At 66.4% G+C, this 23,831-nt stretch carries 24 protein-coding genes; 2 read left to right on the top strand and 22 right to left on the bottom strand.

What is annotated here, in order from left to right:
• Positions 1-44: 44 nt before the first annotated feature.
• From HAV22_RS08305 to fliF, 6 genes are read right to left on the bottom strand one after another with little or no spacing between them, the layout of a single operon-like run.
• Entirely contained in the window at positions 45-1,352 is a 1,308-nt protein-coding gene (locus HAV22_RS08305; RefSeq protein WP_166858405.1) for a flagellar hook-length control protein FliK, read from the bottom strand.
• A 33-nt stretch (positions 1,353-1,385) separates the two neighbouring features.
• Positions 1,386-1,826: a flagellar export protein FliJ gene (fliJ, locus tag HAV22_RS08300; protein WP_166858403.1), complete on the bottom strand. Its 441-nt coding sequence runs from the start codon at positions 1,824-1,826 to the stop codon at positions 1,386-1,388.
• A 35-nt stretch (positions 1,827-1,861) separates the two neighbouring features.
• The gene (gene fliI, locus HAV22_RS08295; RefSeq protein WP_208296115.1) at positions 1,862-3,259 is read right to left on the bottom strand and encodes a flagellar protein export ATPase FliI; all 1,398 of its coding nucleotides are present in this window, start codon (positions 3,257-3,259) and stop codon (positions 1,862-1,864) included.
• Positions 3,256-3,981, bottom strand: a complete 726-nt coding sequence (gene fliH / locus HAV22_RS30795) for a flagellar assembly protein FliH (protein ID WP_208296114.1) — start codon at positions 3,979-3,981, stop codon at positions 3,256-3,258. Before fliH ends, fliI begins: the two co-directional genes overlap by 4 nt.
• Positions 3,981-4,985 carry a flagellar motor switch protein FliG gene (gene fliG / locus HAV22_RS08290; RefSeq protein WP_166858401.1) on the bottom strand — a complete coding sequence of 335 codons (1,005 nt, stop codon included), beginning with the start codon at positions 4,983-4,985 and terminating at the stop codon, positions 3,981-3,983. The genes fliH and fliG overlap by 1 nt, the downstream gene beginning before the upstream one ends.
• A complete protein-coding gene (fliF, locus tag HAV22_RS08285) occupies positions 4,985-6,670 on the bottom strand; it encodes a flagellar basal-body MS-ring/collar protein FliF (RefSeq protein WP_166858399.1) in 1,686 nt (561 codons plus the stop codon). The genes fliG and fliF overlap by 1 nt, the downstream gene beginning before the upstream one ends.
• 168 nt (positions 6,671-6,838) lie before the next feature.
• Between fliF and fliE the strand changes: the two genes are divergently transcribed.
• Positions 6,839-7,231: a flagellar hook-basal body complex protein FliE gene (fliE, locus tag HAV22_RS08280; RefSeq protein ID WP_166858397.1), complete on the top strand. Its 393-nt coding sequence runs from the start codon at positions 6,839-6,841 to the stop codon at positions 7,229-7,231.
• 240 nt (positions 7,232-7,471) lie between these two features.
• Here fliE and HAV22_RS08275 read toward each other — a convergent pair whose 3' ends face one another.
• From HAV22_RS08275 to HAV22_RS08200, 16 genes are all read right to left on the bottom strand, one after another.
• Positions 7,472-7,798 (bottom strand): plastocyanin/azurin family copper-binding protein, encoded by a 327-nt coding sequence (locus HAV22_RS08275; protein ID WP_166858395.1) that lies wholly within the window; start codon positions 7,796-7,798, stop codon positions 7,472-7,474.
• Complete coding sequence (locus tag HAV22_RS08270; protein ID WP_166858393.1) at positions 7,795-8,316, bottom strand: DUF4142 domain-containing protein; 522 nt, start codon at positions 8,314-8,316, stop codon at positions 7,795-7,797. The genes HAV22_RS08275 and HAV22_RS08270 overlap by 4 nt, the downstream gene beginning before the upstream one ends.
• 79 nt (positions 8,317-8,395) lie before the next feature.
• On the bottom strand, positions 8,396-9,094 hold the full coding sequence (locus HAV22_RS08265; RefSeq protein WP_166858391.1) for an RNA polymerase sigma factor: 699 nt from the start codon (positions 9,092-9,094) through the stop codon (positions 8,396-8,398).
• Between the two features lie 71 nt (positions 9,095-9,165).
• Entirely contained in the window at positions 9,166-9,924 is a 759-nt protein-coding gene (locus HAV22_RS08260; RefSeq protein WP_166858389.1) for a flagellar brake protein, read from the bottom strand.
• Positions 9,908-10,273 (bottom strand): EscU/YscU/HrcU family type III secretion system export apparatus switch protein, encoded by a 366-nt coding sequence (locus HAV22_RS08255; RefSeq protein ID WP_166858387.1) that lies wholly within the window; start codon positions 10,271-10,273, stop codon positions 9,908-9,910. Before HAV22_RS08255 ends, HAV22_RS08260 begins: the two co-directional genes overlap by 17 nt.
• On the bottom strand, positions 10,260-11,384 hold the full coding sequence (gene fliK, locus HAV22_RS08250; RefSeq protein WP_166858385.1) for a flagellar hook-length control protein FliK: 1,125 nt from the start codon (positions 11,382-11,384) through the stop codon (positions 10,260-10,262). Before fliK ends, HAV22_RS08255 begins: the two co-directional genes overlap by 14 nt.
• 25 nt (positions 11,385-11,409) lie before the next feature.
• Positions 11,410-11,751, bottom strand: a complete 342-nt coding sequence (locus tag HAV22_RS08245) for a flagellar protein FliT (RefSeq protein WP_229421144.1) — start codon at positions 11,749-11,751, stop codon at positions 11,410-11,412.
• The gene (gene fliS / locus HAV22_RS08240; RefSeq protein WP_166858383.1) at positions 11,748-12,203 is read right to left on the bottom strand and encodes a flagellar export chaperone FliS; all 456 of its coding nucleotides are present in this window, start codon (positions 12,201-12,203) and stop codon (positions 11,748-11,750) included. The genes HAV22_RS08245 and fliS overlap by 4 nt, the downstream gene beginning before the upstream one ends.
• Positions 12,204-12,232: 29 nt before the next feature.
• Positions 12,233-14,902, bottom strand: coding sequence for a flagellar filament capping protein FliD (gene fliD, locus HAV22_RS08235; RefSeq protein WP_166858381.1), 2,670 nt, complete (start codon positions 14,900-14,902; stop codon positions 12,233-12,235).
• A gap of 183 nt (positions 14,903-15,085) precedes the next feature.
• On the bottom strand, positions 15,086-15,433 hold the full coding sequence (locus HAV22_RS08230) for a flagellar protein FlaG (RefSeq protein ID WP_166858379.1): 348 nt from the start codon (positions 15,431-15,433) through the stop codon (positions 15,086-15,088).
• 88 nt (positions 15,434-15,521) lie between these two features.
• Complete coding sequence (locus tag HAV22_RS08225; protein WP_166858378.1) at positions 15,522-16,991, bottom strand: flagellin N-terminal helical domain-containing protein; 1,470 nt, start codon at positions 16,989-16,991, stop codon at positions 15,522-15,524.
• Between the two features lie 195 nt (positions 16,992-17,186).
• Positions 17,187-18,422 (bottom strand): flagellin lysine-N-methylase, encoded by a 1,236-nt coding sequence (gene fliB / locus HAV22_RS08220; RefSeq protein ID WP_166858376.1) that lies wholly within the window; start codon positions 18,420-18,422, stop codon positions 17,187-17,189.
• A gap of 286 nt (positions 18,423-18,708) precedes the next feature.
• A complete protein-coding gene (locus HAV22_RS08215; protein ID WP_166858374.1) occupies positions 18,709-20,286 on the bottom strand; it encodes a GGDEF domain-containing protein in 1,578 nt (525 codons plus the stop codon).
• Between the two features lie 121 nt (positions 20,287-20,407).
• Positions 20,408-21,055 carry a response regulator gene (locus tag HAV22_RS08210; protein WP_166858372.1) on the bottom strand — a complete coding sequence of 216 codons (648 nt, stop codon included), beginning with the start codon at positions 21,053-21,055 and terminating at the stop codon, positions 20,408-20,410.
• The gene (locus HAV22_RS08205; protein ID WP_229421143.1) at positions 21,052-22,560 is read right to left on the bottom strand and encodes a PAS domain-containing sensor histidine kinase; all 1,509 of its coding nucleotides are present in this window, start codon (positions 22,558-22,560) and stop codon (positions 21,052-21,054) included. The genes HAV22_RS08210 and HAV22_RS08205 overlap by 4 nt, the downstream gene beginning before the upstream one ends.
• A gap of 16 nt (positions 22,561-22,576) precedes the next feature.
• The gene (locus HAV22_RS08200; RefSeq protein ID WP_166858370.1) at positions 22,577-23,173 is read right to left on the bottom strand and encodes a hypothetical protein; all 597 of its coding nucleotides are present in this window, start codon (positions 23,171-23,173) and stop codon (positions 22,577-22,579) included.
• 81 nt (positions 23,174-23,254) lie between these two features.
• On the opposite strand from HAV22_RS08200, the gene greB reads away from it, so the two are divergent.
• A complete protein-coding gene (gene greB / locus HAV22_RS08195) occupies positions 23,255-23,821 on the top strand; it encodes a transcription elongation factor GreB (RefSeq protein ID WP_166858368.1) in 567 nt (188 codons plus the stop codon).
• The last annotated feature ends 10 nt before the right edge of the window (positions 23,822-23,831 follow it).

Raw genomic sequence — 23,831 nt, 5'->3', positions numbered from 1 at the left:
CCTTGTTTCTTGACGGATGTGTTGTCGATGCTGTATTTCGGTGGTTATGCGAACGTGTCGACCATGCCGCGGTCGCCGATCGCGGCCGCGCGCGTGGCCGGGCGCACGGTGGCTTCGCCCGTCACCATGCCCGCCTCGTTGCCGCGGCCGTTGTGGCCGCCGCGGCCGAAGCCGCTCGATGCCGCCGCCTGCTCCTGCTGCGCCTGGCCGCCGTTCGACATGCCCGCGTTGACGGTGGCATTGCCCAGCGCGATGCCGCTCTCGCCCATCATTTCCTGGAGGCGGGGCAGGGCGTTTTCCAGCGCCTGGCGCACTTCCAGCTGGTTCGACGAGAACGTCACGTCGGCCTGGCCGTTCGACACGGACAGCACGACCTGCAACGGACCCAGGTCCGGCGGGTTCAACGTGAGCGACGCGGTCTGGTCTTCGGCGCCGAGCATGTAGACGACCTTCTGGCCGACCTGGTCGTTCCACGCATCCGTACCCACGTGCGCCGTCAATTCCTCGCCGGCAGCAGCAGCCTGCGCGGCTTCCAGCACGGCCGGCTGCAGCTGGGCGGCCGCGACGGCCACCTGGGCTTGTTCCTTCTGCGCGAGCAGCGCGGCGTCGCGCGCCTGCTGCACGGTGAAGTCGGTGGCGTCCACCTGCGGTGTCGCGTCGGCCTTGGCGTTGCCCAGCGCGGCGCGCAGGTCGGCCGTGGCCGACGCCTTGTCCGCGCCGAGGTCGGCGCCGGCGGCCGCGAGGGCCGGGTTCTTGATCGATGCGGCCGAGAAGGTCTTCCCGTCGGCGGCGTCCGCGCCGGTCTCTTTCGACACCGACTTCATCGCGGCCTGCAGCGCGGCCAGCTGGCCGGCGTCCGTGCGCTTGCCCTTGCCGGCGAGCGCGTCGAAGGCCTGGCCCGGCGTCGTCTTGCCCGCGTCCGCGACGGGCTTGTGCAGGCTGGCCATCAGCGCGAGCATGGCGCTGGCCGGGTCGCCCGATTTTGCGGTGGACTCGTCGTCCTTCTTGTCGTCGGCCTTGTCGGCCGTCGTGTCCTTGGCGTCGCTCGACTCGGCCTTGCTCTCGGCCGGCTTGGCGGTCGGTTGCGGCGCGGCGTCGTGCTTGGCGGGCGTGTCGGCATCGGCCGGCTTGGCGGCGTTCTGGGCCGGAGCGGGCGCCGGTGCGGGCGCCGGTGCGGGCGCCGGGGCCGGCATCGAGGCGAGCGCGAACGCGGTGCCGCTGCGTTCCAGCTCGCCGGACAGCATGGCGCTGAACTGGCTGCCGCCGTTGCCGTTGCTGCTGTTGACCGGGTTGCTCGAGCGGGGCGTGATGCCGCCGGCCGTGTTGAGCTGGAGTGGGGAAGTCGTGGTCATGTCGTTCGTCGCTTCGGTTGGGTGGGGCTGCCGTCAGCGCTTGTAGCGCGCCGTCCGTGCTGCGTGGTCGTCCATCATCTTCTGGTCGCGCTTGCTTTCCAGCGCCAGCGCTTCCGCGGCCGCGCGCTCGTTCAAGGTGCGGTACGACAGGCGCTTGCGCTCGCTTTCCTGCCATGCCTTCTTTTCCATGTCGGCTTTCGCACGTGCGTGCTTCAGCACTTCGCGCTGGCCGTCGATCGCCTGTTCCAGCTTGCCCAGGAAGGCGACGAAATTCTGGTACGCGAACGGCGTGATCCCCGCCATCTGCGCCGCGTCGAGCCGGTTCGCGTAGTCGTCACGGTAGCCCAGCAGCATCTGCAGCTTCTGCTCGCCATCGTCGACGGCCTTCAGCGCGACGCCGAGGCGTTTCGCGCAGGCGTCGGACTCGCGCTGGGCGAGGTCGATCAGGGTCTCGAGTGCGGATGCGTTGGCCATGGTACGTCAAGTATACCGATGAGCGCTCCGGCCAATCAGCCGAACAGCGAGGTCAATTCCCCCAAGCTCTGCAGCATGCCGACGTTGTCATGGATTTCCTGGCACAGGAACGCTTCGATCCGCTCGTGCAGCGCGATGGCCTTGTCCAGCACGGGGTCCGTGCCCGGCGCATAGGCGCCCACGCTGATCAGGTCGCGCGAGCGCTCGTAGCGCGAATACAGCTGCTTCAACGTGCGCGCGGCCTGCTGGTGTTCGCGCGACGTGATGCCGTGCATCGCGCGCGAGATCGATTGTTCGATGTCGATGGCGGGGTAGTGGCCCGCCTCGGCCAGTTTGCGGTTCAGCACGATGTGGCCGTCGAGGATACCGCGCGCCGCGTCGGCGATCGGGTCCTGCTGGTCGTCGCCTTCCGACAGCACGGTATAGAACGCCGTGATCGAGCCGCCGCCCGCCTGGCCGTTGCCCGCGCGTTCGACGAGCACGGGCAGCTTGGCGAACACGGACGGCGGATAGCCTTTCGTCGCCGGCGGTTCGCCGATGGCCAGCGCGATCTCGCGCTGGGCCATCGCGTAGCGCGTGAGCGAATCCATGATCAGGAGGACGTTCTTGCCCTCGTCGCGGAAGTGCTCGGCGATGGCGGTGGCGTAGGCGGCACCTTGCAGGCGCATCAGCGGCGGCGCGTCGGCCGGCGCGGCCACGACGGCCGAGCGCGCCAAGCCGTCCTCGCCGAGGATCTGCTCGATGAATTCCTTCACCTCGCGGCCCCGCTCGCCGATCAGGCCCACGACGATCACGTCCGCCGTCGTGTAGCGCGCGATCATCCCGAGCAGTACCGATTTACCGACACCCGTGCCGGCGAACAGGCCGAGACGCTGGCCGCGGCCCACCGTTAGCATCGAGTTGATGGCGCGCACGCCGACGTCCAGCGTTTCCGAGATCGGCGCGCGGTCGAGCGGGTTGATGGGGCGCGCGTTGAGCGGGCCCATCTGGTCAGTGACGACGGGGCCCTTGCCGTCCAGCGGGCGGCCGGCACCGTCGACGACGCGGCCCAGCAGGCCCCAGCCGACGGGCAGGTGGCGCGCGCGGTCCATCGGCCGGCGGCGCGGATGCGGCACGGAGCCGGGCTTCGGCACGCTCGCTTCGACGGGGAACACGCGCGAGCCGGGCACGACGCCTTCGACGTCCGACTGCGGCATCAGGAACAGCTTGTCGCCTTCGAAGCCGACGACTTCCGCCTCGATGCGGGCGCCCGACGCGACGGGAATCGTGCACGCGCTGCCCACGGCGAGTTTCAGGCCCACGCACTCCATCACGAGGCCCGCGACACGCGTGACGCGCCCCGACACCTGCATCGGCTCGACGAAATCGAGCACGTTGCCGCAGTCCTTCAGGTAGGACCGCCAGCGGGCGGTGTGCGCGTCGGCGCCCTTCATTCGAGCCACTCGATGTTCTTGCCCAGCGCGTGCGTCAGGCGCTGCCAGCGCGACGCGATCTGCGCATCGATCTGGTTGCTCGCGGTGTCCACGCGGCAGCCGCCGCGCGCGATGCTCTCGTCCTCGACGATGCGCCAGCCGCCCTTGTCCAGCTCGTGGCCGATGGTGCTCTGCACGATCAGCGCGTCTTCCGGGTGCAGCATCAGGAGGGCCGGCTGTTGCAGGTTCGGCAGGTAGTCCACGGCTTCGCGCACGACGGGGATGATCAGGTCGGGTTTGACTTCGAACGCCGTGCGCACCATGCCGCGCGCCAGGTGCAGCGCGAGTTCCAATACGTCGTTCGAGATGGTGTCGTCGGCCGCCGTGACGGCGTCGCCGAACGTCGCGGCCAGCTGGCGCACGTGTTCGAGTTCCTCGGCCGCCTCGGCACGGCCGAGCGCCAGCCCTTCCGCGTAGCCGGCCGCATGGCCTTGCGCCTGGCCCGCTTCGAGACCCTCGGCATAGCCGTCCTCGCGCGCGGCCGCGCGGATCGCTTCCAGCTCCGCCGCGGTGGGCAGCTGCACGAGGGGTTCCACGGGCGGCGGCGGTTCGTACGCGCGCGCGGCGGCAGCGGCAGCGGCCGCTTCGGCTTCGCGCTGCGCCCGGACGCTGGGACGCTCGTCGCCGAACGACGTCATTTCCCAGCGTTGATACGCGGTCTGGAATTCTTTCGAGATGGCCATCAGACGAACGAGTCCTCACCTTTGCCGCCCAGCACGATCTGGCCTTCGTCGGCGAGGCGCCGCACGATCTGCAGGATCTGCTTCTGCTGGGTTTCCACTTCCGACAAGCGCACGGGACCTTTCGACTCCAGGTCTTCGCGCATCATTTCCGCCGCACGCTGCGACATGTTCTTGAAGATTTTATCGCGCAAGTCCTGCGACGCGCCTTTCAGCGCGATGATCAGCATTTCCGACTGCACTTCGCGCAACAGCAACTGGATGCCGCGGTCGTCGATGTCGATGATGTTGTCGAACACAAACATCTCGTCCATGATCTTCTGCGCCATGTCGTTGTCGTAGTTCTTGATGTTTTCCATGACGGAGCTTTCCTGCTCGCCGCTCATGAAGTTCAAGATCTCGGCCGCCGTGCGCACGCCGCCCAGCGACGATTTCTTGATGTTCTCGTTGCCCGACAACAGCTTGGTCAGCACGTCGTTCAGTTCGCGCAGCGCGGCCGGCTGCACGCCGTCCAGCGTGGCGATACGCAGCACGACGTCGTTGCGCAGGCGGTCCGTGAAATGGGCCAGCACTTCGCACGCCTGGTCGCGTTCGAGGTGCACGAGGATCGTGGCGATGATCTGCGGATGCTCGTTGCGGATCAGTTCCGCGACGGACGGCGAGTCCATCCACTTCAGGCTCTCGATGCCGGAGGCGTCCTTGCCGCCCAGGATGCGGTTCAGCAGCACGGCCGCCTTGTCGTCGCCGAGGGCCTTCGTCAGCACCTGGCGGATGTACTCGTCGGAATCGAGGCCGACGGTCGACTGCAGGTCGACGCGTTCGCGGAATTCGCCCAGCACCGAGAGGACTTCCTCATGCTGCACGGCCTTCATCTGCGCCATTGCGGCGCCCAGCTTCAGGACCTCGCGCGGGCCGAGGAACTTCATCACCTCGGCCGCCTCGGCCTCGCCCAGCGCCAGCATCAGGATGGCTGCCTTGGTCGTGCTTTCCTTGTCCTTGTCGCTCATTACTCAGTCCCCAGCCATTCCTTGATCACGTTGGCCACGATGCGCGGATCGTTCTTTGCCATGTCTTTTGCCATTTCCAGGTTGCTCTTGTAGACCTGGACCTTCTGGTGTTCTTCCACTTCACGCTGGATGCGGGCTTCCTCGTCCGGGTCCGGTTCCGGTTCCGGTTCCGGCACTTCCGGTTCCGGTTCCGGCGGGATCGCCACGGCTTCGTCGAATTTCTTGATCGCCGGCTTCAGCAGCGGCCGCACGAAGCGGAACCACAGGAACGCGAGCACGAGGGCGATGAACACGTAGCGCGCGATGTCCTTCAACAGTGGCAGGTTGGCCGGGTCCTTCCACCATTCCGGTGCCTGCTCGTCCGGCTTGTCGACGCCGTCGAACGGGGCGTTCGTCACGTTCAGCGTGTCGCCGCGCGCCTGGCTGTAGCCCATGGCCTGCTTGACCAGTTCGTTGATCTGCGCGACTTCGGCGGCCGACAGCGGCTTGATGACGACCTTGCCCGTCTTCGGGTCGACGGTGCGGCGGTAGTTCACGACCACGCCCACCGTCAGGCGCTTGATGCCGCCCATCGGCTTCTGTTCGAAGCGGACGGTCTTGTCGACTTCGTAATTCGTCGTGGAGTCCTTGCGGCTCGGGCCCGTCGTCGTGCCCTGGGCCTGCGGCTGGGCACCGCCGTCGATCGGTGCGGTCGCCACGCCCGGCGGCTGGTTCGACAGGGCGCCCGGGATGCCGGACGGGTTCGTGCTGCCGGGGCCGGTCTGCTCGGACGTCTGCTGGCTGCGGATTGCCTGCGGCTCCGGCGGCGAGTTCGGCTTGTACAGCTCGGCCGCGGTGTCGGTCTGGGCGAAGTCGACGTCGGCCGTTGCTTCGGCGCGGACATTGTTCTGGCCGACGAGCGGGGCGATGATCGACTCGACCTGCTTGACGATGTTCTGCTGCAGCGCCTCGACGTATTTCAGCTGGTTCGGGTCGAGCTGCTTGCCGTTCTTGTTCGTGTTATCCGACAGCAGGGTGCCGTTCTGGTCGACGACGGTCACGTTCGACGGCGGCAGTTCCGGGATCGACGACGCGACGAGGTGCACGATGGCGCTGACTTGCGCCTGGTCCAGCGTGCGGCCCGGCTGCAGGTTCAGCAGCACGGACGCCGTCGGCTTTTGTTGCTCGCGCACGAACACGGACGGCTTCGGCAGCGCCAGGTGCACACGTGCCGACGCGACGGCGGCCAGCGACTGGATCGAATTGGCGAGTTCGCCTTCCAGCGAGCGCTGGTAGTTGACCTGCTCGACGAATTGCGACGTGCCCAGCTTCTGGTTCTCGAGCAGTTCGAAGCCGACGTTGCCGGCGCGCGGCAGGCCTTGCGACGCCAGCTTCAGGCGCAGGTCGTGGATGCGGTCGGCCGGCACGAGGATCGCGCTGCCGCTGTCGGAAAACTTGTACTTGACCCCCATCTGGTCGAGCGACGCGGTAATGGCGCCGCCGTCCTTGTCCGTGTAGTTGGAGAACAGCACCTTGTATTCCGGCGCCGACGTCCACAGCCACAAGGCGGCCACGACGGCCACCACGCCGGCGATGGCGCCGCCGATGACGACGCGTTTGCCGATCGTCGTCTGCCAGAACTTCGGCTTTTCTTCGGCCGGGGTTGCGATGTCGCTGTCGAGGAGTTCTTCCGCTGTGGTTGCCATGGTTGGGGGAGGGAATGGGTTTATGAACGCCATTATCGAGCCGTAGGGCAACATCCAAACCCCGGAATAAGACCCTATTTACGGCGCTGCTCGAGGGCAACAGTTGTGAGGCCGCTGATATTCTGACAGCCTGAATCGAATTGTTTGCGAGCACCTGGGAGAACGGACATGAATATCGGCGGCATCGACAGCAGCCGGATCGAGGCGATGATGGCGCAGCTGAAGGCGGCGGCGCAGAAGCCGGCCGGGCCGGCGTCGCCGGCGGACGCGCTGGGCATGGGTGGCATCGGCGGCATCGGCAAGCCGGTGGGCCCGGATGCGGCCGAGTCATCGTCGAAGGTCAGCTTCTCCGATGCGCTGAAGGGGGCGCTGCAAAACGTCAGCAACGCCCAGAACCAGGCCGACGACATGGGCAAGAAGTTTGCCGCCGGCGACGATTCCGTGAGCCTGTCCGATACGATGATCGCAATGCAAAAGGCCAGCATCAGCTTCCAGGCCACCGTGCAGGTGCGCAACAAGCTCGTGTCCGCGTATCACGACATCATGAACATGCAAGTGTAAATTCGGGGTCAGTAAATTCGGGGTCAGAGCACAATGTCGTCAGAATTCGGGGTCAGAGCACATTGTTGGACAAGAGCCTCTCGGAATTAAATTGACACTATCGTTCGGCCGCTACGTTTTATAGGCTACGACATGGTGCCAGCCAGTCGTCCTTGCCTTGTCTACGCGCCGCAGTGCGCAATTGTTCAAATAGCTGCTCTGACCCCGAATTTGCGGAAAAGCGTGCTCTGACCCCGAATTCTAGCGGGCCGGAACGCGGTGCGCTGGCCTGGCAATTTCTACGCGCCCCTTCATCACGGGGTGCAAGGTGCACAGGTAGTCGAACGACGGGCCCTTCGCTACCTTATACCGCCACGATGTTCCGGGCGCCAGCTCGCCCGAACTCACCCTGGCGCCGGCCGCCGTCACGTTGTGCGCGAACATGTCGTGGTTTTCCCAGACGATCGTATCCCCCGGCTTGACCTCGACGACCTGCGGCGAAAACTGCATGCCGTCGATGACGACGTGGTGCTCCGCCGCGCCCGCCAGGGCGGGCAGCCAGCACAGGGCGGCGAGCAGCGGTTTCACTTGAGCTCGGCCTGGATGTGCTTCGCGTGCTCCAGGTGCGCGACGAAGGCCGGGCGCACCTTGACGAGCAGCGCCTTCAGCTCGGCATTCGACGCGTTCGGGATCAAGGTCTTGTCGAGGGCGTCGAGCACGGTCTGATGATACGTCACCTCGTTGTCGACGTAGGCCTTGTCGTATGCCTTGCCAGACAGGCCCGCAAGCCGGGTGCGCGTCGTCTCGCCGCCCTGCGTGAGGCTCTTGCTCGTATCGTTGTCCTCCGGTGTCACGTGCAGCTTTTGCACGAGTGCCGTGGCCTGCTGGTTGACGCCCGTGTGGTCGGCCACCATGCGCTTGGCGAACGCGCGCACGTCCTTGTTCTTCGATTTCGTCTCGGCCTGTTTGCCGGCGTCGATGTCGACCGTGTTGGCGGCGACGACGATGGCGGCGATCTGCGCGTCGTTCGGGCCCGCCGCGTGCGCGGGGACGGAAAGCCCCAGGGCGAATACGGACGACAGCAGCAGGGAAATGGATTTGTTCATGGCAGCATCCTTCAATGAGTTGGAAAAGGTGGAACAACCCATTGGATGCATGTCATGGCGTCCACGTTCCCGCCGTTCGTCACACACCCCATTCCACGTCGAGCCGGCGCCGCACGGTGTCCACGATCCGGTCGCAGCGCGCGCCGTCGAAGCCGAACGCGTCCTCGATTGCGAAATCGATCTCGCGCGCGAGCGCCTCGCGCAGCATGGCGCGTGCGCGGAAATAGCGGGTGCGTACGGTGGCCTCCGGAATGCCAAGCGTGTCCGCCGTCTCCTCGACGGTCAGCTCTTCCACGGCGCGCAGCACGAACACGGTACGGAAGGCGGCGGGAAGCTTGTCGATGCCCGTCTCGATCAGGCGCCGCGTCTGGCCGCGGAAGGCGGCCAGGTCCGGCTGCTCGGCGTCGCTTGGGCTGTCGTCGGGCGAATGCGGTACAGCCGCTTCGGCACCGTAATCCGCCGCCAGTTCGATAACTTCGGCCAGGCGCCCGGTCTTGCGCTGGCGCATCAGCGCGGCATTGACGACGATGCGCGTGAGCCACGTGCCCAGCGCGGCTTCGCCGCGGAACGCGGGCAGGGCGCGGTAGGCCTGCAGATAGGCGTCCTGCAGGGCGTCCTCGGCTTCCGCGTCGTCGCGCAGGACGCTGCGCGCCACGCGGTAGAGCCGACGGTTGTAGCGTCGCATGAGAAGAGAAAACGCGTCGCGGTCGCCGGCGCGGATGCGGCCCAGCAACGCGTCGTCGTCGAGGGAAGCGGGATTCGGTGCGGCGGCATGCATGGCGTCTCCTGGTCGTGTGCCTGACGATTGGATGCGGGACGAGCGCCCCGCGTTCCCGCCGCCAGGATACGTCAGGCGAGGCCGGCCAGCCGCGCGTTGCGCTCGCGTTCGAGCTTCGTGATGTAGCGCTGCACGGCGGCGAGGTTGCCGCGCGAAATGTCGACGAACTGGCAGCCGAGGCGGCGGCTCGTCTTGTTGTTCAGCAGCGTCATGTCGATCGAGTTACGGATTTGCAGCGAGCACGTCACGGGCCCGATTTCCGGCAGGTCGATGCGGCAGTTGGCGTACGTTTCGCCGATGGTCGTGCCGAGCTGCATCTTGTTGTCGTAGATCGCGATGCCGCCGCAGCTGATGTCGGCCAGCGGGAACACGGCGACGGCGCCGCCCATGTCGACAGGCAGGGGAATCGTCGCGCGCACGGGGTTCGTCACGGGCGTCGGCATGCGGTAGAACTCGCGCCGCTGCAGGCGGATCAGGCTGGCCGGGATGGCGGCGCGCAGCGCGGTGCCGCCGTCGTACTCGACTTCGCTCAGGCCCTCGAGGCCGAACACGATGCGGATCTTGTCCAGCGACGTGTCGCACCGCACCGTGCCGGCCGCCACGATGCGCTGGTTCTGTTCGGGGCTGACGGAGCGGTCGACGATGACGGTGTCCGTGTCCGGATCGACGTGCAGCAGCGACGTGACGCAGACGTCGGCCTCGCCCTTGATCAGCATGCGGACCAGCTGGTTCTTTTCGGCGAGCTGGCGCAGCAGGGCCACGATCTCCCGCGGCGACTCGATCTCGTAGTCGTGCCAGGCTTCTAATTCGGCGTCAGTGATTGCTTGCATCTGTGTCAACCGGAGTGCTTTCTTGTGAGGGGAGGAGCCGTGCGGTGTCCGGTGCGGGCGGTGGGGTCTGCCCAGAAACTTGCGCGGATTCAATATGATAGAGCCACGCCAGCAGTTCGGCAATGGCGCGGTACAGGGCAGGCGGAATCTGGCGGTCCAGGTCGACGTTCATCAGCAACGCGACGAGTTCCTTCGATTCGTGCACGAACACGCCGGCCTCCTGCGCGCGTCCGATGATCTGTTCGGCGACGAGGCCCGAGCCCTTGGCGACGACCTTCGGGGCCGGGTCGCCCGCGCCGTACGCGAGTGCGACGGCGGTCTGGCGCCGGGCGGACTTATCCTTGTCCATCGACGTCGCCGTCCTCGTGCGCCGCGTGGATCGCGAGCTGGGCCAGCGGCGTGCCGGCCGCGTCCAGCGCCTGGGCGAGGCGCGCGCGGTGCGCGTCGAGCAAGTCCTTGATGCCGGCGTCGGGCGCGTCGAGGCGGATCTGCAGCCGGTCGCCGGACAGCACGACGCGCGCCACCACGTCGCCCAGCGCGCCGAAGCGCAGGCGCAGGCTGCTGCGCCACGTCGTGCCGTCGGCCTGGTCGCCCTCCTGGCCGCTGTGCGCGTCCCGTTCGACGTCCCAGTGCATGTCGCGGTCCAGCCACAGCTGGCCCTGCCAGGCGACGCGGCCCTGTTCGTGGGCATTCAGTTGCAGGTTGATGAACTGGGCCGTGTTCGGATCGGTGGGCGGCGGCATGCCGCGCGCCTGCGGCTCGGCCGCCAGGTCGGCGCGGGAGCGCGTACCCTCGGCCCACTCGGCCACGTGCGATTCGTAGAACAGGCCGCTCTTGCCGAGGCCATCCTTCAGCGCCTGCGCGATGGCGCCCGCGTCGCCGGACGGCGCGGCCAGCAGCGGCGTGCGGCCGACGGCGGCGCTCGCCTGCGTGTCGGCCTTCTGGGCGGCGGCGATGACGTCGCCCAGCGCCTTGCCCGCGGTGCTGATCGAGGCGTTGGCGCCGTCGGCGGCGCCGGACGGCAAGCGCGCCAGGCTGCGCGTGCCGGCCAGCAGGGCGGCCGTGCGCGCGAGCGCGGCGGCCTCCTTGCCTTCCAGATAAGCGAGCGGGGCGGATTGCGGACTGGTGCCTTCCGGCAGCGGCGGCCCCGCTTCGGCGAACGCGGCGCCACCCTGGTCCGTGCGGACCTGGAACGTGGGCCGCGGCGTCAGCGCGACGAGCGTCAGCGGCACCTGCGTGCCGGGCTGGGCGCCCGGCGGCAGCGGCATGCGCGCGGCCATGTCGTTGACACGCACGACGAAGCTGCCGTCGGGAAGTTTCGTCATCACGTCGGCTTGCAGCGATTGGCCGACGAGGCCGGCGAGGGCGCGCGTAAATGCTTGCTGGCGCGGGTCGCCGACGGGGAGGGTGGGGCGGGCTGGCGCGACCTGGGTCAGCGAGACGGTATCGCGCGGCAGCATGGTTTAGTGAGGGCGGGAACGCCCGTCAGATGCCGTAGGCGCGCGCGACGCGGCGTTCGACGGTCTTGTTGTTGATCATGGCTTGCAGCTTCACCATCCACGGCTGGGTCAGGTCGCGGATCTTGCGGTCGGCATCGAGCATCTTGCGGATGGCGTTCACCTTGCGCACGCGTTCCTGGCCGGCCAGGGGCGTGTCGCCGCTGTCCTTCAGCTGGCGCACGCACGCGGCGCACTGGTGCTCGAGCTGGACCAGGCGGTCCCAGTCGCTGGCGGTGGCGGCGGCGAGCATCTGGTCGGTGATGCCGACCATCGCTTCGTACAGCGACGCGATTTCCGTATTCGTCATCATCGTTGCGCGTCCCATCATGCACCCACCAGGGACGGGGTTTTCGGCATGGCCGCGGTCGCCGCCGCAGGCGCGTGCTGGACCTTGTCGCCGATCGCCGCCCACGCTTCGCGCAGGTCGGCCAGCAGGCCGTGCACTTCGTCAAGGATCGTGACGTCGTTGCGCAGATTGGCCTCGAACAGGCGGCGGCTCATGTAATCGTACAGCGCGTCGAGGTTCTCGGCGATCGTGCCGCCCGCTTCCTTGTCGAGGGAGACACGCAGGCCGTTGTCGATGATCGTGATAGCCTTCGAAATCGCAGCGCCCTTGGTCGGAATATTGCCGGCGACCATATTGGTCTTGGCCGTGCGCAGCGCGACCAGCGCGCCGTCGTACAGCATGACGATCAGTTTGTGCGGGGAAGCGGAGGCAATGCCGGTCTCGAGGTCGACATTGGCGTAGGCGCTGACGCCGCGTTTCATGGTTCCAAACATATGATTCTCTCCAATTAATCTGGATACGACTATTTGTTGGCGGCGATCGCCGCGAGCTGCTGGGTCAGGTAGCTCTGCGTCGACTGCATTGACGCCACCAGGATGTCGAGTGCGTTGAATTGCGCGGTGTACATTTTTTGCATCGCGTCCAGATGGGTCTGGAAAGATGCCTTCTGGTCGGCGAGGGACTTGATCGAATCGTTCAGGCCGCTCGTCCGGGACGTGATCACGCCATTTGTGCCGATGAAGCCCGCGGCCAGGCTCGTCAGCTGGACGGCATAGCCCTGCGAAAAATTGATGGTGCCGCGCGCGCCGGTATTGCCGCCGTTGATGGTCAACTTCAGGCCTTCGGTCGGCGAGCCGGCCGCGCCGGTCAGGGTCTGGCCGTTGCCCATGGCCTGGACGCCGCCGATGGTGCCGGCCACGTCCAGGCCGGTGGTCGGCGTAGCGGTGCCGAACACGCTGGCGACCGTGGTGCCGGTCACGTTGGACACGCTCAGGTTCGATCCGCTGCCCCATTTGGTGGACGACAGCACGAGATGGCCGGTCGCATCGATCGACGCGGCCACGGTGTCGCCCGACGCGGCGAAACCAGCGTTGCCGTTAATCGAGGAGCTCAGCAGCGCGGCCAGGGTGCTGGCACTGTACGTGCCCGCCGCAATCGAAATGTTCTGCACTTTGCTCGACGTCGCCGGATTGGTCTGGTTCAGCGTGACCGACCAGGTCGTGTTAGCCGCGACCGTCGTCGTCGCGGGCAGGACGCCCGAGCTGGCGAGCGTGGCCTGCGTCGCCATTTGCGTGATGTTGAGTGCGTAGTTGCCGGGCTGCGTCTTGGTCGAGGAGTCCGCGACCGTGACCAGGCTGTCGGTGGCTTGCCCGACGGCGGCAAACAGGCCGGCGATGCTGCTGAAATTGCTCGTCATCGCCGTATTCAGCTTGCTCGAGTCGACCGCCAGCGAACCGTCCTTCTGGAAAGTGACGCCGATCTGGCTGAGCGTGGTGATGCCATTCTGTCCCTGCACGGCCGTATCGAGCTGGGCGCGCAGCTGGCTGCGGATGCTGCGCACCGTGAAGTCGCCCTGCAGGGCGCCCGCCTTTTGCGAGGTCGGGTCATAGCTGGTCAGGTTCGCGATGGTCGTGTTCAGCGAGTTGTACGCCTTGACGAACCCGTTGATCGCATCGGTCACCGACTTGGTGTCGCGCGCGACGTTGAGCGTCGACGTGCCCGTCTGCTTTGCGCTGATGGTGACGCCGTCGATCGCGCCGCTGACGTCGGTGCCGTGGCCCTGGACTGCGATGCCGTTGACGCTCAAAAGCGTATCCTGGGCGGCGGCCGTCTGCTGCATGTTCTGTGCGCCGGACGGGTCGTAGTTCAGCACGTTGGCCAGCGCGGGGTCGGCAGCGGCACCGTTGGCGCCGCTCACCGTGATCTTCATGTTGGCGTTGGCGCCGGTCTTGCTCGAGGTCAGCACCAGGTGGTAGGGACTGTTGCTGCCGTCCGACACGATGCTCGCGGTCACGCCGACGTTGGCATTGTTGATCGCGTCGCGGAGACCCGTGAGGGTCGTGCTGCCTGCGGCGATGTTGACGGTGCCGAGCGGCTGCGTGCCGTCCAGCGTGAAGCCGGCGCCGATATAGCTGCCGCCCGTGCCGGCCGTCAGGCCCGCCGCCGCGGGATTGGAACCGCCCACCATGATCGGGCTTCCCGCCGCCGAGACGAGGCTGACGGTGGCCGTCGCCGTCGCGCTGGAGCCGCTATTGGCCGTGCCGCTATTGCCTAGGCCGCCCGTGACGGTGCCGGTCACGGCCTCGGTGACGTTGATGTTCGCGCCGTTCGCCGCCGTGAATTGCAGATTGCCGCCCGCGGCCGTGCCGCTGACGGTGATGCCGGCTGCGGCTAGCGCCTGCGTCGTCGCGTTGTTGCCGGCCAGGGTGGCATCGATCGACGCCGCCGTCACGCCCGCGCCCGCGGCGACGCCCGCGCCCTGGGCTGCGATCTGCACGCCGCCGACGGTCAGCGCGTAGCTGCTACTGGCGCCCGTCGTGATGTTGCCGAAGCTGGACGTGGTGCCGTTGCCGAATAGAGTGGCGGAGGTCGTGGTCGCGCCGACGGTGGCGCTGACGCCCGTCGTGCTGGTCTGCGAATTGATGGCATTCGCGAGGTCGAGGCCGCTCTTGGTCGTGCCGTCGGTGGCGATCGTCGTGCCGTTGATGGAGAGCGCGCCTTTCGCGATGCCGCCCGTCGTGGTCGTGAGCGGAATGGCCGTGCCTTTGATGCCGAAGCTGCCGCCGCTGACGCTGCCGAACTGGAAACTGATCGTGGCCGCCGCGCCCGTGCCGATGGTGGCGGTCGTGCTGGCCTGGCCGGCCGTGTTCAGGCTCTGCGCCTGCGCTAGCTGGCGCACGTTGACCTGGTAACTGCCGGGGACCGCAGTGCTCGTGGCGGAGGCGCCCAGGACGTCGCTGTTGCTCGGCGTGGCGGTCAGCGCCTGGAAAGTCGAGCTCTTGCTCAGCGACGCGAGCGCTCCCTGGAAGGTGCCGATCGCGCCGCTCAGCTGTCCATAGGACGCGATCCGGCCCTGCAGCACACCGGTCTTGGTGTCATACGATTGCAGCGGTATCGACTCGGCCGCCATCAGCTTGCCGACGAGGCCGCTGACGTCGAGACCGGACCCGAGGCCGGGAGTACTGATGCCCATCACGATTCTCCTGTTGAGCCACTAATGTAAGTGATTATCGGCAGAAGCAATGCGTACTTGAGAGCAGGAAATATGCGCTAATTTTGCCGCAGCGTGCGGACAGGGGCGGCGCGGCATGGCGCGACCCGTTACGCCGGCCTGGACGAGGCAGCGTCGGGGTGTGCGGAAACTACGTGACCGGGCTCAGGCCTTCTGGTGGATCAGCAGGCCTTGCATCTTGTCGATCGACTTGGCGATCTGCAGTGCCTCGACCGACGGGATCTGGCGCACGACTTCCTGGGTGTTCTGGTCGATCAGCTTGACGACGATTTCGTGGCTGTCGTGGTCGACGGAGAATTGCAGCATTTGCGACGAGCCGGGCAGCGACTCGTTCAGTTTCTTGACGGCAGTATCGACTTCCTCGCGCGTGGGCGCGGCGGTCTTCGTGGCCGGATCGGTTTGCGTCCTGGTGGGGGCGACGGCGTCGGCCGCGGCAACCGTGCGGTCGTCGAGTTTTGGGGCGACCGGAGAAGCGAGGGGCTGGATGTTCATGAGAATCCCTAACAGAAAAAGCCCCGGCCGGAACAATGTCCGGCCGAGGCGTTGCACGACAGCTATTGAAGTGCTACGGGCTTGACGATTAGCCGCGCAGCAGCGACAGGACGCCGTTCGGCAGCGAGTTCGCCTGGGCCAGCATCGAGGTACCAGCCTGTTGCAGGATCTGCGAACGGGTCATATTCGCGGTTTCCGCAGCGAAGTCGGTATCGGTGATGCGGCTGCGCGATGCCGACAGGTTCTCGTTCGAGCTCGCCAGGTTCGAGATCGTGCTGCTGAAGCGGTTTTCCAGTGCGCCGTACTGGGCGCGCTGCTTGTCGACGGCCGCCAGGGCGGCGTCGGCGATCTTGATCGCGGTCTGCGCACCGGTGTAACTGGTGATGTCGATCGTCGAGACGGCCTGCAGCTTCGAGCCGGTGCCGAGGGCGGACAGGGCAAGGCCACTGCCGGCATCGGTCATCGAGAAACTGGTTGCCGAGTCGAGGGTGATGTTGCCGTTGACGACGCTCGTCGCGGCGGCCGCTTTCATGTCGAAGGCCGTGCCCAACGTTGTGACGCCATCGGCCTTGTAACTGTCGACACCGAACGTGGTGTTGCCTGCTGCGCTGGTATTGGCCAAGCTGATGTCGTTGCCGTTGGCATTGGTCAGCTTGATGGAGTTGTTCTTTTGGTCGTACTGGGCGATGACGCCCGTGTTGGCCGTCTGCGCGTTGATCGCGGCGATGCCGCTGGCGAAGTCCGTTGCCGAGGCGACGGTTGCGCCGGTCGAGAACGAGATCGTCACGGCAGTGGCGTTGTCCGACTTCAGCGTGAACTGGTAGTTGTTGTTCGCGGCGAGCGACAGGCTGGCGTTCGTGTTTGCCGTGGCCGTGACGCCGGTGCTGCCGGTGGCGGCGTTGATATTGGCGGTGATCGTCTTGGCGGTGTCTGTTGCCGCCGTGGTGACGGTGGCGGTACCGACCGAGCCGTTGATCGTCAGCGTCTTGGCCGCCACGACCTTGGTGGCTGCGCCTACGGCGACTTGGTCGGACTGCAATTCGTTATTGCCGTAGACGTTGGTCAGGAAATTGGCGCCGGACGCCTGGATGGTCTGGCCGGCGTTCGCGCCGACCTGGAACGTGGCGGTGCCCATCGTGCCGTCCAGCAGGTTCTGGCCGTTGAACGAGGTGGTCGACGCGATGCGGTTCAGTTCCGAACCCAGCTGCGTCACCTCGGTCTGCAGGGCCTGGCGGTCGCTCGAGGTGTTCGATGCGTTCGACGACTGGACGGCCAGCTGGCGGATACGCTGCAGGATGTCGCCCGAGCTCGAGAGCGCGCCTTCGGCCGTCTGGGACATCGACACGCCGTCGTTCGCGTTGCGCGTCGCCTGGGTCATGCCGTTGATCTGCGACGTCATGCGGTCCGAAATCGCGAGGCCGGCGGCGTCGTCTCGTGCGCTGTTGATGCGCAGGCCCGACGACAGGCGCTGGATCGAGGTCTGCAGCGAAGTCTGCGACGTCATCAGGTTGCGTTGGGCGTTCAGGGATGCGATATTAGTATTGATTACCGAGGACATGGTGTCTCTCCAGACTTGGTCTTACGTGGGTGCGGCGACGTGCCGCTCGTTCACTTTGGTCTGTCACGCTGTTCTGTGACATTCAAACCGTCGTTGATTCAGGTAACGGTGCCGTACGGAAAAAGTTTAGGCCCTGGCGAGATTTTTTTTGTTTTTCTGCCGGCCCCGCGTTTTTCAGTGCTCCGTTTTGTTCTTTCAGCTACGCAAAAAACCGTACAGCTTGTCCAGGCTCGACCAGCCGCTGGCGTGCAGCGCCCCGTTGACGCGGCGCGCGAACGTGCCCTGGTGCTGGAAACGGCGGCAATAGACATGCACGGTGTTCACGAGGACATTTGCGTCCGGTAAATCGCCTTCGTTGTTGCACTGCGCGGCAAGGATCAGGCGCAACAGGCCGAAACGCGCCACCAATTGCAGGTAGGCGTCGAACGGATTGATGCCGTAAAACGGGAACAAGGTCAGGAACATTTCGTTAAGGACGTAGTTCTCGAGCAGGTGAGGCGCTTGCTCCAGTGCGTGTCCCAGGCGTTCCAGCCCCCGCGTGTACGCGGTGACGAGGGCCTCCGCGGTCGTCTGGCCGCTTTCGTCGGCGCCGAGGTTGGCGCTGATCATCCGCACCTGGTCGGCTTGCATCCGAGACGTGGTCGTGAAACCGCGGTCGGCCAGCAGGGTCGAGAACACCATTGCTTGCGCTTCGTGGTTCGGGCGCAGGTCGCGCAGTGCGTCCACGATGCCGCCTTGTTCGATCAGGGTGGCGAAATCGCGCAGCAGGGCGGGCACGGCGACATGTTGCGCATTTGCCAGTGTGACGTTCAGGCGTTCGCAGAATACGCCCAGGATCGCCAGCCGCTGCCACAGCGCCAGGTCGGTCGTGCGCATCAGTTGCAGGCAGAAGATGCGGACGTCGTTCATCGCGGCAGTGGTGAGGCCGAACGCGGCAAAGCCTTCGACCATATCCGCATCGCGCACCGTGACCTTTTCTTCAACGAAATCGAAGGCATCCGAGTGCAGCAGCGCCTGGCGGGCCGCTTCCGGGCACGACAGGTTCAAGGCCTGTTCGTGCTGACCGAGGAAACGGCGCGTCTGGCGGGGATAGGTGAAGCAGGTGTTCGACAGATGGCTCGCGTCGAGGTGCTTCTGGATAGCGCACAGGCCCTCGCACAGGGCCGAGCATGACTGGCTGCCCGGTTCGGGTGTGATCTTTCCGTAGTGCAGATCATTGTTCGTGGCACGCGAACGCTTGACATGCTTGATGAAGATCGGCTTCAACTCCGGATGGGTCGAGTTGCGATAGGCGTTGAAGGTCTTCTTGTCGAGCGTGACGAGCCAGCCGGAGCAGCAATTGTCTTCGCAGGCGGCGCCGACGCACGCGAAGCGTGTCACGTAGCGCGGCACCAGCGCGGACAGGGTTTTCGTGGGATGCAATTTGGACATGTCGGATCCTGAAGTGACGTCATGGGTCTAGCTTCCGCATGGCCGTTGCAATACGGAATCTTATTGGTGCCATGGTAAGCCGACGCCAGGAAATCAAATCGTCGATAAAGCGGGGGATTACGATTCAGTCTTTCGGCCACGGCGCCGTGTCAGCGATGCGTGACCATGCAACCGCGAGCGCAACGGCTGCAGGCGCGGTTGAACGGCACCGCGCCCTGCAGGGGTTGCGTGAAAGGGGAAAGCCGGCTCGACGGCCGGCGTGTGCGTGGAATGAAGGACGGCGGGGTCAGTCCCGCGCCACCACCACCTGGTTCTTGCCGTTCTGCTTCGCCTCGTACATGGCCCGGTCCGCCCGCGCCATCAGGCTCGCCTGGTCCTCGTTCGGCCGGCGCAGCGCGACGCCGCAGGAAAACGTGATGAGCATCTTCTCGTTTTCGTGCAGGAAGAAATGCTTCGTCAATTCGCGCTGCACCCGGACCATGGCGGCGGAGGCGGCCTCGACATTCGTCTCCGGCAACACGATGAGGAATTCTTCGCCGCCGAACCGCGCGATCACGTCCATCGAGCGCAGCGTGTCGCGCACGACTTTCACCAGGTGGCGCAGGGCGTTGTCGCCGGCCAGGTGGCCGTAGGTGTCGTTGAGCTTCTTGAAATTGTCCAGGTCGAGCAGGGCCACGCACAGCGGCGTGCCGCGGCGGTCGGCGCGGGCGCTCTCGCGTTCGAACACGTCGTCCAGGCCGCGACGGTTGAGGCTGCCCGTTAACTGGTCTTCGCGCACCAGCTCGCTCATGTGCTGCAGCTTCGCTTCCAGGTCGCGGATGCGCGCCTCGGCTTCCTGCACTTCCTGGTGCGCGGCCAGCATGCGGTCGCGCGACGCCATCGCCTCGGCCTGCACGATCTTCGTTTCGCGCAGCACTTCTTCCAGCACGACGTTCAATTCCTCGATATTGCCCGCGTGGCGGATGCGCTCGGAAAACCCGCCGATCTTTTCGTGGAAGTCGCCGGTCGACGCCGCCACCGAGCCGAGACGGTCGATAAACGTCATCATCATGTTTTTGACGGTCGCCTTGACGTCCGCGATGCCGTGCTTCAGCTGCCCCTGCTTGTAGATGACGTCCTTCAGGCTGCGCGTGGCGTCTTCCAGGGCGCGGTGGTCCAGGGGCCCCGAAATCAGGTCCTGCACGGCGGCGATCTGGCCGCGCATCCAGCTGTCGTCGTCCAGCAGTTCGGACACGTTTTCCAGCAGCAGTTTAAAGAGGCGCAACAACAGCTCCTGCTGCTCGGCCGTGTCGCCGCTCTTCAGTTCGATCTGGTAGCACAAGTCTTTCAGGCGCGTCGCGATCTCCTGCAGCGCGTCTTCGCTGTGCGCGATCTTGACAGCGGCGCCCAGCGATTCCGCCTCCCTGGACAGCGTCGGCGTGCCCGACAGCAGCGACGCGACGGCGAACGTCAGCGTGCGGCTGAGCAGGTCGCGCAGCAGCTTCGCGTCGCCATCCTCGGCCCCCAGCGAGAGGGCGGGGTGCGTATGGCGGCGCAGGTGTTTCTCGGCCAGTTGCGACAGCGTGCGCGCATAACCGTCCCAGTCGCGCTGCTTGACGGCACGGTTGAAGCGGACGCCGAATTCCGCCAGTTCGCCCGGCGTGTCGGCCAGCTTGTGCGCAAAGCCGGACAGCACGTGTTCCGGGCCGGGGTCGGACGCCGGAGCGGGCGGCGGCGCCTCGGTGCCGGCGATCTCGTTATAGATCTCGCGATAGGCGTCGGGCGTCGGCGCGACGCGCCGCGTGGCAAGCCGGCGGAACGCTTCGCGTGCGATGTCGGCGGGGTTGGGGCCGGAATCCCCCGGCGGGCGATTTGAGCTGGACATTTTGGACGTTGCAATATGGAATGCTTATTGTCGCCATAGTAAGCCGCTGTCAGAAAATCAAATCGCTGATTAAACGCGGAATTACCACGCATATGTACAGACTGTATTGACAGCGGGTGAATCAGTCAATCAGCTGGTTGCGGATGGCGTAGTGCGTGAGTTCGGCACTGGTCTTCAGTTTCATCTTGGCCAGCAGGCGCGAGCGGTATTCGCTGACGGTCTTCACCGACAGCGAGAGTTCGCGCGCGATCTCGCTGACGGTCCTGCCGGAGGCGATCAGGGTGAGGGTCTGGTATTCGCGGTCGGACAGTGTTTCGTGCACGGGCGTGTCGTGGTTCTCGCCCAACTGGGCCGCCAGCACCTGGGCCAACTGCGCGCTGACGTAGCGCTGGCCGCTCGCCACCTGGCGGATCGCGTTGACGAGTTCCTTCGGCGCGCTCTGCTTGGTGAGATAACCGGCGGCGCCCGCCTTCAGCGCGCGAATGGCGTACTGGTCTTCGCGGTGCATGGACAGCATCAGCACGGCCAGCTCCGGCTTCTCGCTCTTGATCTGCTTGAGCACTTCGATGCCGTTGCGGTCGGGCAGGGAGATGTCGAGCAGCACCACGTTGCAGCGGGACTTGCGGAACAGCTTGATGGCGTCGAGGCCCGTCTCGGCTTCGCCCGCGACGACGATGTCGCGCTGTTCGGCGAGGATCTGTTTCAGGCCTTCACGCACGATGGCGTGATCGTCTGCAATAAAAACGCGGATGCTGGCTTTTTCTGTCATGCTCGGGTGGATTCGCTGCGTCCGGCCGCGGGGGCGGCCAGCCTGATCTTGACGACGACCATCGTGCCGCCTCCCGGTGCCTGCTCCAGGCTGAGCGTGCCGCCCAGCGCGCGGGCGCGTTCGCTCATGCCGCGCAGGCCGAACGATTGGGGCTTGAGACGGTCGGCGGGCGTGATGCCGCGGCCATTATCGCAGATGCCGAGCGTCAAGTGCTGGCGCTGGCGGCGCAGGCTCACCGTCACCCGCGTGGCGCCCGCGTGCTTGGCGATGTTCGTCAGCGCTTCCTGGACGATGCGGAACAGCGCGGCCGCCCGGTCCGGGTCGAGTTCGATTTCCCGGTCGGCGCAGCGCAACACGCAGGCGATGCCCATCTGCTTCTCGAATTCGCGCGCCTGCCACTCGAGTGCCGCGACGAGCCCCAGGTCGAGCGTGCTGGGGCGCAGGTCGAGCGAGATGCGGTGCACGGCCTCGATCGTGCGGTCGACGAGGTCGTCCAGGTAATCCGCCTTGTCGCGCAACGCGGGGTCGTCGGGCAGGCGCCCCGCGAGCATTGCGAGTGCCATCTTGATCGCCGTGAGGTTGCCGCCCAGGTCGTCGTGGATCTCGCGCGCGATGCGGGCCCGTTCCTGTTCCTTGACTTGCTGGATGTGGTTCGTCAGCTCGGCCAGCCGGGCGCGCGAACGGCGCGTCTCTTCCTGTTCCAGCTTGCTCGCGGTGACGTTGGTCATGATGCCGTCCCACTGCATGCCGCCGCCATCCAGCGGCAACGGCGTCGCGCGCAGGCTGATCCACTTGACGTCGTTCCACGCCTCCACGCAGATCCGGCCTTCCCAGTTCCACGCGGCCAGCGCCGTCTTCGATGCGGCCATCGCATCCTGGTAACCCTTGCGGTCCTCGGGAAGGATCAGCTTCACGAAGCGGTCCGGATCCTGTTGGAGTTCCGACACCGACAGGCCCAGCAGCGCCGTGCAGCCTTCGCTCAGGTAGGGATAGGCCATGGTGCCGTCCGCGTGCAGCACGAACTGGTAGACGAGGCCGGGCGTGTGGTTGACGACGGCGTTGAAGCGCGCCTGGTATTGCTCGAGCGCGATGCCGGCCGCGAGTTCCAGCGACAGGTCGTCGCCGATGGCGAGGATCAGCGAGCGGCCGTCGCGCACGATGCGCAGGAAGCATAGCCTGATCGGGTACGTGCTGCCGTCGGCGCGGCGATGGCGCGTGCGCAGGCTGACCTGGTCGCCGATCTCCTGGCCCAGCGAATCGATGAGCGCGCGCAGCTCGCCCTGGTCGAGCTGGGGCGCCAGGTCGAGCGGGGTCATGCCGCTCAGTGTCTTGAGTTCATGGCCGAGGTTGCGGCGGGCCGCCTGGTTGACGTCGACGAGGCGCAGCGTGTCGGCGTCGAACAGGTAGATCTCGGTCGTCGACGCCTGCATCGCGGGCGCGAGGACGGGCGACGGCGCGGACGCTACCGCGGTATCGGGGGCGGGATAGGGCGTGTCTGGGCTCATGTTCACAGTTTACCGGTTAGCGCCGGCGCGCACGCCACTGGACCACGAAGCGGCGCAGCACGCGCACGGTGCGGCTGGCATGGCGGCCGTTCGGGCCGGCCGGGCGGGGCCGCAACCGGCGCACCGCGCGCCTGAAGCCGACGCGCAGCGCCCGCAACGCGCGTCCGGTGAGGTGATAGGCGTGGCTCGATCGCAGGTAATCGAGGCAGCGGGTCTTGGCCGCCATGAACCAGCCGTGGCAGCGCGCGAACCAGCCGACGGCCAGCAATGTCGGCAACGTCAGCACGTACAGCCGGGCCACGACGGCCGCCCCGCCGACCTTCGCGACGACGATGGTCGCGATGCCGGACAGCACGTGGCCGTGGGCAATGGCGAGAAGTGCCACCACCTTGACGGGCAGTAGCAGCAGGCCGGGCAGTACGAACGCGCACAGGGCGCCGTACGGCGGCAGCAGGCGCACGCGGACTTCCAGCGCGGCCAGCGCGGGCCAGCGCGCGAGGGCGCGCGCGAGGCGCATGCCGGCGTCCCAGCACCATTCCTCGACGAGCAGCACGACGGCCGCCAGGTACACCAGCGGTGCGAACATCCGGCTGCGTGGCAGGGCTCGTGTCATGGCTTCATGATACGGGAAAACGGGGGCGGCACCGGTCCCGGTCATGCGCGCGCGGGTTGTCGAAGGCGCTACAATAGCCGCATGAACAAGGCATTTGTAAAAGAGTCGGACAACGACGACGATGACGAGGCCCTGGCGCTCGCCCGGGCGATTCCGGCCGGGTCCAAGAACTACATCACGCCGGCTGGCCACAAGGCCATCAAGGACGAGCTGCTGCAGCTGATCGACGTCGACCGGCCGGAAGTCGTGCGCATCGTCCACTGGGCCGCGTCGAACGGCGACCGCTCGGAAAACGGCGACTACATCTACGGCAAGCGCCGCCTGCGCGAGATCGACCGGCGCATCCGCTTCCTCACGAAGCGCCTCGACTCCGCGTTCGTCGTCGACCCGTCCGTCCACCACGGCAACGACCAGGTGTTCTTCGGTGCCACGGTCTGCTACGTCAGCAAGGCGGGCGAGGAACATACCGTGACCATCGTCGGCATCGACGAGCTCGACCCGCTGAAGGGCAAGATCAGCTGGGTCTCCCCTGTGGCGCGCGCGCTGACCAAGGCGCGCGAAGGCGACGTCGTCGCGCTGCATACGCCGCAAGGCAATGACGAGCTGGAAATCCTGAGCGTCGAGTATCCGGAACCGGCCGCCGACTGATGTCGCGGAC

Source organism: Telluria antibiotica, assembly GCF_011682055.1.
GTDB classification, from domain to species: Bacteria; Pseudomonadota; Gammaproteobacteria; order Burkholderiales; family Burkholderiaceae_D; genus Telluria; species Telluria antibiotica.
The sequence above is the reverse complement of the archived record's forward strand: the minus strand, read 5'-3'. Positions and strand labels throughout refer to the sequence as shown.

Bases quoted from the DNA above. Each gene is read 5' to 3' on its own strand.
- HAV22_RS08305 (WP_166858405.1), bottom strand. From the start codon at position 1,352: ATGACCACGACTTCCCCACTCCAGCTCAACACGGCCGGCGGCATCACG.
- fliJ (WP_166858403.1), bottom strand. From the start codon at position 1,826: ATGGCCAACGCATCCGCACTCGAGACCCTGATCGACCTCGCCCAGCGC.
- fliI (WP_208296115.1), bottom strand. From the start codon at position 3,259: ATGAAGGGCGCCGACGCGCACACCGCCCGCTGGCGGTCCTACCTGAAG.
- fliH (WP_208296114.1), bottom strand. From the start codon at position 3,981: ATGGCCATCTCGAAAGAATTCCAGACCGCGTATCAACGCTGGGAAATG.
- fliG (WP_166858401.1), bottom strand. From the start codon at position 4,985: ATGAGCGACAAGGACAAGGAAAGCACGACCAAGGCAGCCATCCTGATG.
- fliF (WP_166858399.1), bottom strand. From the start codon at position 6,670: ATGGCAACCACAGCGGAAGAACTCCTCGACAGCGACATCGCAACCCCG.
- fliE (WP_166858397.1), top strand. From the start codon at position 6,839: ATGAATATCGGCGGCATCGACAGCAGCCGGATCGAGGCGATGATGGCG.
- HAV22_RS08270 (WP_166858393.1), bottom strand. From the start codon at position 8,316: ATGAACAAATCCATTTCCCTGCTGCTGTCGTCCGTATTCGCCCTGGGG.
- HAV22_RS08265 (WP_166858391.1), bottom strand. From the start codon at position 9,094: ATGCATGCCGCCGCACCGAATCCCGCTTCCCTCGACGACGACGCGTTG.
- HAV22_RS08260 (WP_166858389.1), bottom strand. From the start codon at position 9,924: ATGCAAGCAATCACTGACGCCGAATTAGAAGCCTGGCACGACTACGAG.
- HAV22_RS08255 (WP_166858387.1), bottom strand. From the start codon at position 10,273: ATGGACAAGGATAAGTCCGCCCGGCGCCAGACCGCCGTCGCACTCGCG.
- fliK (WP_166858385.1), bottom strand. From the start codon at position 11,384: ATGCTGCCGCGCGATACCGTCTCGCTGACCCAGGTCGCGCCAGCCCGC.
- HAV22_RS08245 (WP_229421144.1), bottom strand. From the start codon at position 11,751: ATGATGGGACGCGCAACGATGATGACGAATACGGAAATCGCGTCGCTG.
- fliS (WP_166858383.1), bottom strand. From the start codon at position 12,203: ATGTTTGGAACCATGAAACGCGGCGTCAGCGCCTACGCCAATGTCGAC.
- fliD (WP_166858381.1), bottom strand. From the start codon at position 14,902: ATGGGCATCAGTACTCCCGGCCTCGGGTCCGGTCTCGACGTCAGCGGC.
- HAV22_RS08230 (WP_166858379.1), bottom strand. From the start codon at position 15,433: ATGAACATCCAGCCCCTCGCTTCTCCGGTCGCCCCAAAACTCGACGAC.
- HAV22_RS08225 (WP_166858378.1), bottom strand. From the start codon at position 16,991: ATGTCCTCGGTAATCAATACTAATATCGCATCCCTGAACGCCCAACGC.
- fliB (WP_166858376.1), bottom strand. From the start codon at position 18,422: ATGTCCAAATTGCATCCCACGAAAACCCTGTCCGCGCTGGTGCCGCGC.
- HAV22_RS08215 (WP_166858374.1), bottom strand. From the start codon at position 20,286: ATGTCCAGCTCAAATCGCCCGCCGGGGGATTCCGGCCCCAACCCCGCC.
- HAV22_RS08210 (WP_166858372.1), bottom strand. From the start codon at position 21,055: ATGACAGAAAAAGCCAGCATCCGCGTTTTTATTGCAGACGATCACGCC.
- HAV22_RS08205 (WP_229421143.1), bottom strand. From the start codon at position 22,560: ATGAGCCCAGACACGCCCTATCCCGCCCCCGATACCGCGGTAGCGTCC.
- HAV22_RS08200 (WP_166858370.1), bottom strand. From the start codon at position 23,173: ATGACACGAGCCCTGCCACGCAGCCGGATGTTCGCACCGCTGGTGTAC.
- greB (WP_166858368.1), top strand. From the start codon at position 23,255: ATGAACAAGGCATTTGTAAAAGAGTCGGACAACGACGACGATGACGAG.